This is a genomic window from Rhizobium bangladeshense (assembly GCF_001662075.1).
In the GTDB taxonomy this organism is placed as follows: Bacteria; Pseudomonadota; Alphaproteobacteria; order Rhizobiales; family Rhizobiaceae; genus Rhizobium; species Rhizobium bangladeshense_B.
Map to the genome: position 1 here is coordinate 1 of NZ_LYPL01000033.1, position 9,595 is coordinate 9,595.

The 9,595-nt window shown below is 59.7% G+C and carries 9 protein-coding genes and 1 riboswitch; of the genes, 3 read left to right on the top strand and 6 right to left on the bottom strand.

Annotated features, from left to right (window positions below; all coding sequences use genetic code 11):
- Nucleotides 1–1,246, bottom strand: a 1,246-nt coding sequence (locus A7X77_RS30695) for an ABC transporter substrate-binding protein (RefSeq protein WP_064686576.1), incomplete at its 3' end; no start/stop codon positions are given.
- Nucleotides 1,247–1,698: 452 nt separating this feature from the next.
- On the opposite strand from A7X77_RS30695, the gene queC reads away from it, so the two are divergent.
- From queC to queE, 3 genes are read left to right on the top strand one after another with little or no spacing between them, the layout of a single operon-like run.
- Entirely contained in the window at nucleotides 1,699–2,409 is a 711-nt protein-coding gene (gene queC, locus A7X77_RS30700; RefSeq protein WP_064686568.1) for a 7-cyano-7-deazaguanine synthase QueC, read from the top strand.
- Nucleotides 2,409–2,765, top strand: a complete 357-nt coding sequence (gene queD / locus A7X77_RS30705) for a 6-carboxytetrahydropterin synthase QueD (RefSeq protein ID WP_064686569.1) — start codon at nucleotides 2,409–2,411, stop codon at nucleotides 2,763–2,765. The genes queC and queD overlap by 1 nt, the downstream gene beginning before the upstream one ends.
- Nucleotides 2,762–3,490 (top strand): 7-carboxy-7-deazaguanine synthase QueE, encoded by a 729-nt coding sequence (gene queE, locus A7X77_RS30710; RefSeq protein WP_064686570.1) that lies wholly within the window; start codon nucleotides 2,762–2,764, stop codon nucleotides 3,488–3,490. The genes queD and queE overlap by 4 nt, the downstream gene beginning before the upstream one ends.
- Nucleotides 3,491–3,509: 19 nt before the next feature.
- On the opposite strand, the gene A7X77_RS30715 is transcribed toward queE, so the two are convergent.
- From A7X77_RS30715 to nrdH, 5 genes are all read right to left on the bottom strand, one after another.
- The gene (locus A7X77_RS30715) at nucleotides 3,510–4,730 is read right to left on the bottom strand and encodes an adenylate/guanylate cyclase domain-containing protein (RefSeq protein WP_064686571.1); all 1,221 of its coding nucleotides are present in this window, start codon (nucleotides 4,728–4,730) and stop codon (nucleotides 3,510–3,512) included.
- Nucleotides 4,731–4,833: 103 nt separating this feature from the next.
- Complete coding sequence (gene nrdF, locus A7X77_RS30720; protein WP_064686572.1) at nucleotides 4,834–5,808, bottom strand: class 1b ribonucleoside-diphosphate reductase subunit beta; 975 nt, start codon at nucleotides 5,806–5,808, stop codon at nucleotides 4,834–4,836.
- Nucleotides 5,809–6,016: 208 nt separating this feature from the next.
- Nucleotides 6,017–8,221: a class 1b ribonucleoside-diphosphate reductase subunit alpha gene (gene nrdE / locus A7X77_RS30725; RefSeq protein ID WP_064686573.1), complete on the bottom strand. Its 2,205-nt coding sequence runs from the start codon at nucleotides 8,219–8,221 to the stop codon at nucleotides 6,017–6,019.
- Nucleotides 8,200–8,604: a class Ib ribonucleoside-diphosphate reductase assembly flavoprotein NrdI gene (gene nrdI / locus A7X77_RS30730; RefSeq protein WP_064686574.1), complete on the bottom strand. Its 405-nt coding sequence runs from the start codon at nucleotides 8,602–8,604 to the stop codon at nucleotides 8,200–8,202. Before nrdI ends, nrdE begins: the two co-directional genes overlap by 22 nt.
- Nucleotides 8,605–8,617: 13 nt before the next feature.
- On the bottom strand, nucleotides 8,618–8,839 hold the full coding sequence (gene nrdH / locus A7X77_RS30735) for a glutaredoxin-like protein NrdH (RefSeq protein ID WP_064686575.1): 222 nt from the start codon (nucleotides 8,837–8,839) through the stop codon (nucleotides 8,618–8,620).
- Between the two features lie 260 nt (nucleotides 8,840–9,099).
- A riboswitch (cobalamin riboswitch) is annotated at nucleotides 9,100–9,326 on the bottom strand.
- Nucleotides 9,327–9,595 lie beyond the last annotated feature (269 nt).

Consider the following 9,595-nt stretch of genomic DNA (forward strand, 5'->3'; position numbering starts at 1 on the left):
CGATCGCCTGGACGAGCTGGGTGACGGCTTCGTCGGAGCTCTTGATCTGGCCGTGGACGAACTTCGAGACGACGTCCTTATAGGCATTGGCGATCGCCGGCGGCGCGCCATAACCCTGGGCCAGCGAGCCGAACAGCGTGCCGCCCTCATTGGCGGCCTTCAGATCGGCAATGCCCTTCTTGCCGCAGGCGTCGAAGTCGGTGTCGGGAACGTCGGTGCGGGCCGGAACCGAGCCCTTGACGACGTTGAAGGCCGACTGGAAGCTCTTCGACAGCGTCGCCGTCGCCAATGCCACCTGCGCCGCCTTGCGGTCATCGGGAACGTTGAACATGCCGAACATGTCGGAGTTGTAGATGACGCTGCCGTCGGTGCCGGGGAAGCGGTAGCACAGGAAGTCGGTGTCCGGGGTCTTCTTGGCGGCGACGAACTCGCCCTTGGCCCAGTCGCCCATCACCTGCACCAGCGCATCACCCTTGATGACCATGGCGGTCGCCAGGTTCCAGTCGCGGCCGGAGAAGTTCGGATCGACATATTTGACGATCTTGGCGAGGTTGTCGAAGGACTTCTTCATCGTCTCCGACTTCAGAGACTCCTCGTCGAGGTCGTTCATCGCCTTCTTGTAGAATTCCGGGCCGCCGGTCGACAGCACGATGGAATCGAACATCGTCGCTTCCTGCCAGTTCTGGCCGCCGAGCGCCAAGGGGATGACGCCGGCCGCCTTCGCCTTGTCGAGCAGGGCGATCAGGTCGTCGAAGCTCTTCGGCTCAGTGCCGCCGATCTTGTCCATCACCGCCTTGTTGATCCACAGCCAGTTGACCGAGTGGACGTTGACCGGGGCTGCCACCCATTTGCCGTCATAGACGGAGAACTTCTGCAGCGCCGCCGGCACCGACTTGTCCCAGCCTTCCTTCTTGGCCGTCTCGGTCAGATCGCCCATCACACCGGCCTCAGCATAATCGAGCACGGTATAACCGAGCATCTGCGAGGCAGTCGGATAAGTCCCCGCCGCCACCATCGCCTTCAGTGCCGTCATCGCCGCGTCACCGCCGCCGCCGGCAACCGGGACGTCCTTCCAGGCAAAGCCTTCCTTCGACAGATCCTCCTTCAAGACGTTCAAGGCCGCCGCCTCACCGCCCGATGTCCACCAGTGCAGCATCTGCACTTCCTTGACGTCGGCGGCCTGCGCCGCGCCGAGGCCAGCCATCATCACGACGGCAACAGCCGCCGAGCTCAAAAACTTGCGCATGAAATTCCTCCCATTGAAAATCGGCGGCGGGCCCTCCCTGCCGCCCGATGCTTTCCGCGTTGCGACGGTCAACATTCGGCCGCGCTCCTCTGCACGGTTGCTAATTTAAAACGTTATAAGCCTCTGATCGTCAAGTCCTTTCTCGACTCCCGAGAAAAATATGCCTTATCTATTATCCTATTGAATTAATTACTTTATTAACCCTTCTATTCACCAGTCCACCTATACGCCTTTGAGAGCCAGAAGCGGTCTCCAGTCGCCCGCGAGTGCGATCTCATCCGCAGCCGACGTAAATCGATAGCGCATTGTCGCCAACGCCATCCACGAGGATCGGCCGCGGATCAATTTTCCGATCATTAGGGCCCCGCCTATTTCCCTGGGGCGTGATTTGCCGTAGAAGGACGCCGTAATCCGGTCGCAGCCCACCCGGTCAAAACAAGGGAATCCAAAATATGAAGACTCTCGTCGTCTGCTCTGGCGGACTCGACTCAGTTTCGCTTGCACACAAGATGGCAGCGGAACAACAGCTTATCGGCCTCGTCTCCTTCGACTACGGCCAGCGGCACCGCAAGGAACTCGACTTCGCCGCCCGGTGCGCCGCGCGTCTCGCCGTTCCTCATCATATCATCGATATCGCCGCCATCGGCGGCCATCTCAGCGGATCGGCGCTGACCGATAATGTCGAGGTCCCGGACGGGCACTATGCCGAGGAGACCATGAAGGCCACCGTGGTGCCAAACCGTAATGCCATCATGCTGGCGATCGCCTTCGGCCTGGCCGCTGCGCAAAAGGCCGATGCCGTTGCCGTCGCCGTGCATGGCGGCGACCACTTCATCTATCCCGACTGCCGGCCGGCCTTCATCGACGCCTTCCAGCGCATGCAGAACGAAGCGCTGGACGGTTATGCCAAGGTCAGACTGCTCGCCCCCTATGTCGATGTTCCCAAGGCGGAGATTGTGGCCGATGGCGCGAAGCACGGCACACCATTTGCGGAAACCTGGTCCTGCTACAAAGGCGGCAGGCTTCATTGCGGGCGCTGCGGAACCTGCGTCGAACGCCGCGAGGCTTTCGATCTTGCCGGCATTTCCGATCCGACCGATTATGAAGACCGGGATTTCTGGAAAGCGGCGGTGTCGCAATATTCCGCGGCGGAGGTGCGTTGATGTACCGCATCACCAAGGAATTTCACCTCTCCGCCTCGCACCAGCTGGATCATCTGCCGGCCGACCATCAATGCGCCAGGCTCCATGGCCATAACTACATCGTGGTCGTCGAACTCTCCGCCGAAAGCCTGAATGACGACGGCTTCGTTCGCGACTATCACGACCTGTCGCCGCTCAAGCGCTACATCGACGAAGCTCTCGATCATCGTCACCTGAACGAGGTCTTCGGTCATTCGAAAGTCACGTCCGAGTTCCTGGCAAGGCACTTTTACGACTGGTGCAAGCAGCGCTTCCCAGAGACATCGTCCGTCCGCGTCAGCGAGACGCCGAAGACCTGGGCGGAGTTCCGTCCATGAGCGGAGAGACCATTCGCGTCAGTGAGATCTTCGGCCCGACCATTCAGGGCGAAGGCGCCTTGATCGGGTTGCCGACGGTGTTCGTCCGGACAGGCGGCTGTGACTATCGCTGCTCCTGGTGCGACAGCCTCCACGCCGTCGACAGCGCCTTCCGAGATCAGTGGATTCCCATGTCCACTGAGGCGATCTGGCAAGAGGTCACGAAGCTCTCGGCAGGCCGGCCGATGACGGTTTCCCTTTCCGGAGGCAATCCGGCGATCCAGCCGCTGGGGCCGCTGATCGAATTCGGCCATTCTCAAGGATACCGCTTCGCGCTGGAAACGCAGGGGAGTATCGCCCGGGACTGGTTTCGCGATCTCGACGTCCTGGTCTTGAGCCCCAAGCCGCCGTCGAGCGGAATGCTGACGGATTGGGATCAGGTCGACAGCTGCCTCCGGCTCGCCGCCGGTGGCCCGGAAATCGCCTTGAAAATAGTCGTCTTCGACGATGACGATTACGCCTTCGCCCGAGAGGCGGGTCGGCGCTATCCCTATGTTCCCTTGTTCCTTCAGCCGGGCAACCATACGCCGCCGCCGCCCGATGACGACGACGCCCGCATCGATATCGACGGCGTCATGGATCGGATGCATTGGCTCGTCGCGAAGGTGATGGCCGACGGATGGTTTGCTCCGCGCGTGCTGCCGCAGCTGCACGTGCTGCTGTGGGGAAACAAACGAGGGGTGTGAACGCCTCTGCCGAAACCTATCATTCCGGGAAAGCGAAGACATCGACCGGCTCGCCGAGCCCGCGCAGCGGGACGGTGCCGAGACTGTCCATGTCTTTCGCGCAGCCAGCCATTTCGACGAAGGCCCGCGACAGGAGCACCGGACGCTTGACCTCCTTGGTCAGGCTTTCCAACCGCGAGGCGATATTCACCGCCGGGCCGATGACGGTGAAATCCAGTCGCCGACGCGAACCGATATTGCCGTACATCACGTCGCCGACATGCACGCCGACGCCATAACGCAACGGTTCGCGGCCGATCCGTGCGTGCTGCTCGTTCAGCTCGGCCATCGACGCCTGGCCTTCGCGAATCGCCTGCAGCAGATCGGTGCAGGCCGTTTCCTTGCTTAACGGGAAGATGGCCAGCAATCCGTCGCCCATGAACTTCAGGATCTCCCCGCCATAGCGCTCGATCGGATCCGACATCGCGTCGAAATAATCATTGAGCAAATGGATGACATCGTCGCGCGGCCAGAGATCGGAGATCGCCGTAAAGTCGCGCAGATCGCAGATCATGATTGCCGCGCCGACGGTGGCACCGCTGCCGCGGGTCGTCGCTCCCGACAGGATATGTTCGCTCGCGTGCGGCCCGACATAGGTCTGCAGCAGCGTGCGCGCCATGATGTTCTTCAGCCTGATTTCGCTGATGAGGGTCAGCGCCGGCAGGAGATCGCGCAGGAAATCGACATCTTCGCTCGTAAAGCCGCCGGGCCGGCTGGTGGAAAATGTCGCGACGTGCCGTTTGCCGAAAGTATGTTCGACCGGCCAAGCGATATATTCGGTCAAACCGTCATCCCGTAGCTCCTGATAGAGCGGATAATCGTCGGCAGCGACTGGATCCTCCAAGCGTTTACGCACCTCCGGCACGCCGGTATGGATCGCGTTGATCGGGCTGTGCTGAAACTCAGGCGTGTTCTCGACGCCATGGGCGAACGTATTGATCTTCGCCTCCGCAAATCCCTCCTTCCAGAGGATACGCGCGCCAATCCATTGGGGATGGTTCGTCCTGAAATGCAATGTCGCCCGCGCTACCGGCACGCCCGCCGCCAGCAGCTTTTGGCACATCTCGACCAGGATGTTGTCGATGAAGCGCTCGCCGCGTGTCTCATTCACCAGCCAGTCGAGAATCCGTCTCCGGCGGATCGGCCAGACGCCCTCGTCCGCTTCAACGATAGTCCCGGCCCTGTTCAAAAATGACGACATCAGAAACTCCCGCCATGCCACGTCATCGGCGATTACCGAATTTAGCTTCCGCTGAATGTGGGCGATAGGGAAGCAAATGATAAGGGGAGGCTGCGATTAAACCTCAGAAATCCCAATCCTCGTCTTCGGTCGCCACCGCCTTGCCGATCACGTAGGAGGAGCCGGAGCCCGAGAAGAAGTCGTGGTTCTCATCGGCATTCGGCGACAGCGCCGACAGGATCGCCGGATTGACCTTGCAGGCCTCGACCGGGAAAAGCGCCTCGTAGCCGAGGTTCATCAGCGCCTTGTTGGCGTTGTAATGCAGGAATTTCTTGACGTCTTCGGTCAGTCCGACGCCGTCATAGAGCGCCTCGGTATATCTGGCCTCGTTGTCGTAGAGTTCGAGCAGCAGCTCGAAGGCGAAATCCTTGATCTCCCGCCTTCGCTCCTCGGAAAGCCGCTCCAGCCCGCGCTGGAACTTGTAGCCGATATAATAGCCGTGCACCGCCTCGTCACGGATGATCAGCCGGATCATGTCGGCCGTGTTGGTCAGCTTGGCCCGGCTCGACCAGTACATCGGCAGATAGAAGCCGGAATAGAACAGGAAGCTTTCCAGGAAGACGCTGGCAACCTTCTTCTTCAAGGCATCGCCGGCACCATACTGCTCCATGATCAGTGCCGATTTGCGTTGAAGGAATTCATTCTCCTCCGACCAGCGATAGGCATCGTCGACATCGGGCGTCGAGCACAGCGTCGAGAAGATCGAAGAATAGGAGCGAGCATGCACCGCCTCCATGAAGGAGATATTGGAAAGCACCGCTTCCTCATGCGGCGTTACCGCATCCTCCATCAGCCTGATGGAGCCAACGCCGTTCTGGATCGTGTCGAGCAACGTCAAGCCGGTGAAGACGCGGATGGTCAGCTGCTGCTCGGCCGCCGTCAACGCCGCCCAAGAGGGAATGTCATTGGACAGCGGCACCTTTTCCGGCAGCCAGAAATTGCCGGTCAGCCGGGTCCAGACTTCGAGATCCTTGTCGTCCTCGATGCGGTTCCAGTTGATGGCGCGCACGCGGCTGATTGGCTTTAGCGCGATGTTCATGGTGATTATGTCCTTCCAATAGATCTGATGGCGCTCGGAGCCCCCTCACCCTGCCCTCTCCCCGAGGGGAGAGGGGACGGGTCCGCCGCGAATGCCTTCTCCCCATCGGGGGTCCGAAGGACGGGTCGAGACCCGTGGCTCGACCCCGGCCGGTGCCGGCAGGCGGATGAGGGGGCCATTCGCTCAAAGGCTCACGGCCGAATTCAACTCACAGCGTACAAGACACGCAGCCCTGCACCTCGGTGCCGGACAGCGCCATCTGGCGAAGGCGGATGTAGTAGATCGTCTTGATGCCCTTCTTCCAGGCGTAAATCTGCGCCTTGTTGATATCGCGCGTCGTCGCCGTGTCGCGGAAGAACAGGGTCAGCGACAGACCCTGATCGACATGTTGGGTCGCCGCCGCATAGGTATCGATGATCTTCTCCGCGCCGATCTCGTAGGCATCCTGATAATAGTCGAGATTGTCGTTGGTCATGAACGGCGCCGGATAATAGACGCGGCCGATCTTGCCTTCCTTGCGGATCTCGATCTTCGAGACGATCGGATGGATCGAGGAGGTCGAATGGTTGATATAGGAGATCGACCCCGTCGGCGGCACCGCCTGCAGGTTCTGGTTATAGAGACCGGAGGTCATCACCGCCGTCTTCAGCGCCACCCAATCGTCCTGCGTCGGAATATGGATTCCTGATTTGTCGAACAGCGCCTGCACCTTCTCGGTCGCCGGCTTCCATTCCTGCTCAGTATACTTGTCGAAATAGTCGCCCGAGGCATATTTCGAATTTTCGAAGCCCTTGAAGCTTGTGCCGCGTTCGACCGCCAGCAGGTTCGAGGCGCGGATCGCGTGATAGGTCACCGCATAGAAATAGATATTGGTGAAATCGACGCCTTCCTCCGACCCGTAGAAGATGCGTTCGCGGGCGAGATAGCCATGCAGGTTCATCTGGCCGAGCCCGATCGCATGGCTTTCATCGTTGCCCTTCTCGATCGAAGGGACGGAGGCGATTTGGCTCATGTCGGAGACGGCCGTCAGCGCCCGGATGGACGTCTCGATCGTCTTGCCGAAATCGTCGGAGTCCATCGCTGCGGCAATGTTCAGCGAGCCGAGATTGCAGGATATATCCTTGCCGAGATGCTCGTAGGAGAGGTCGTCGTTGTATTCGCTCGCTTCGCTGACCTGCAGGATCTCCGAGCAGAGATTGCTCATCGAAATACGCCCGGCGATCGGGTTCGCCCGGTTCACCGTGTCCTCGAACATGATGTAGGGATAACCGCTCTCGAACTGGATTTCGGCGAGCACCTGGAAGAATTCGCGGGCCTTGATCTTCTTCTTCGAGATGCGCGCATCCGCCACCATCTCCCGGTACTTTTCCGTCACCGAAATCTCGGTGAAAGGCACGCCGTAGACGCGTTCAACGTCGTAAGGCGAGAACAGATACATATCCTCATTATTTTTCGCGAGCCCGAAGGTGATGTCGGACACGACGACACCGAGCGACAGCGTCTTGATGCGGATCTTCTCGTCGGCATTTTCGCGCTTGGTGTCGAGAAACCGCATGATGTCAGGGTGATGAGCATTGAGATAGACCGCTCCTGCTCCCTGGCGCGCGCCGAGCTGGTTGGCATAGGAGAAACTGTCTTCGAGCAGCTTCATGACCGGAATGATGCCCGACGACTGGTTCTCGATCTGCTTGATCGGCGCGCCGGCCTCACGGATGTTCGACAGCGACAGCGCCACGCCGCCGCCGCGCTTCGACAATTGCAGCGCCGAATTGATCGACCGGCCGATCGATTCCATATTGTCCTCGACCCGCAGCAGGAAGCAGGAAACGAGTTCGCCGCGTTGCTTCTTGCCGGCGTTGAGGAAGGTCGGCGTCGCCGGCTGGAAACGGCCGGAAATGGTTTCGTCGACGATGTCGCGGGCAAGCGCCTCGTCGCCGCGCGCCAGGGTCAGCGCCACCATGCAGATGCGGTCCTCGTAGCGCTCGAGATAGCGCTTTCCGTCGAAGGTCTTCAGCGTATAGCTGGTGTAATATTTGAAGGCGCCAAGAAAGGTCGGAAAACGGAATTTCCTCGCATAGGCCTGGTCGAACAGATCGCGGACGAAATTGAAGGAATACTGGTCGAGAACCTCCTGCTCGTAATAGCCCTCGGTCACGAGGTAATCGAGCTTTTCCCTCAGATTGTGAAAGAACACCGTGTTCTGGTTCACATGCTGCAGGAAATACTGCTTTGCCGCCATGCGGTCCTTGTCGAGCTGGATCTTCCCCTCGTCGTCATAAAGGTTCAGCATCGCGTTAAGCGCGTGATAGTCGAGCGTTTCCGCCGCTTTCAAAGGGCGTTCGCCGCCCGGATGAGCAAAACTATTATGCGGTTTTGCGCCCGCATCCCGCGTCAGAGTTGTTCCCGTGTCCAAAATCGTTCCAATCCGTATCTGACCTTGACGACGTCCTCCTCCGTGCCGATGAGCTCGAACCTGTAGAGGTAAGGCACCCGGCATCTGCGCGAGATCACGTCGCCGGCAAGCCCGTATGTCTCGCCGAAATTGCTGTTGCCCGCGGCAATCACGCCGCGGATGTGTCCTCGGTTCTCCGCATCGTTGAGGAAGCGGATCACCTGCTTCGGAACCGCCCCCTTGCCGCCGTCGCCGCTATAGGTCGGCACGACGAGCACGAAGGGCTCGCGGATATGGAACGCGTCTGCGCCGCTTGCGGGAATGCGCGCCGCGCGCAACCCGAGCCTGGCGACGAATCGATGGGTGTTCTCCGATCGGCTGGAATAATAGACGATCAGCCCCATCGCCTTTCCCCGGTCAGGAGAGCGCGCTGATCATATCGGGACGGAAACCAGCCCAATGCCGCTCGCCGGCGATGACGACGGGCGCCTGCATGTAGCCGAGGCTGCGGACGCGATCGAGTGCTTCGGCATCCTCAGAGATATCGACGATGTTATAATCGACACCCAGACGGTCGAGGGCGCGGTAGGTGGCGGTGCATTGGACGCAGGCGGGTTTGCTATAGACGGTAACGCTCATCATCTTCCTCGTGATGTCAAAGAATTCGGGACGCAATACTGGGATCGGGCGCCTTGCGGCGTCCGGGCAACGTTTGATCGTGATCTGGCAAAGTCGGCGCTTTAAACGCCCAATATGATCCCTTTCGGGATTTGAGCGGGCGGCGGCCTTGATATTCTCGACATGACTTCAACCCCGAAGTGCTCATGCGGACGTTCGGGGCAGCGCAGCAGGCGCGGATCACTCCGCTTCATGCACGCGACCTTCCGGACACCCCGCCCGTGGACATCTAGTTCAAGGCAGGTCTCCTGGCTTGCGGGTCGAAGCACCCTGCCCCTAGCCTTCCCGAGGCATCATGCCTCAGTGACCTGAAATCGGACAGTTGCTCGCCGCTTACAGTTGCGGGGGCAGCTCCGGCTTTGTTTCGCCGTCATGGCGAAACGCACCGCATTCCTGTCTTAGCCCGCGATCCTGACGAATCGAAGGAACCTTGAACACTAGATATAGTACGCGAATCCGAATTCGCGTCAACGGATGGTTTGTGCGTTATGTTACGGCAGGTTTGTATCGCTGCGTTCCTGTGAAAAACAGGGATAACGAAAGCTTAACAAAAACAGGCTGTGGAAAAGGTCGTGATGGGCAGGGCCAGCCTAGGCTGTGGTGACAAATTAACGAATTGGGATTCCGTTTGAGGAGCAAATCAGATTCAACGCTGACTTTTGGAGGTCAGCGATGGAAGGTGAAGTTCTCCGGGACGATCAGTGGGATCTGTTGAAG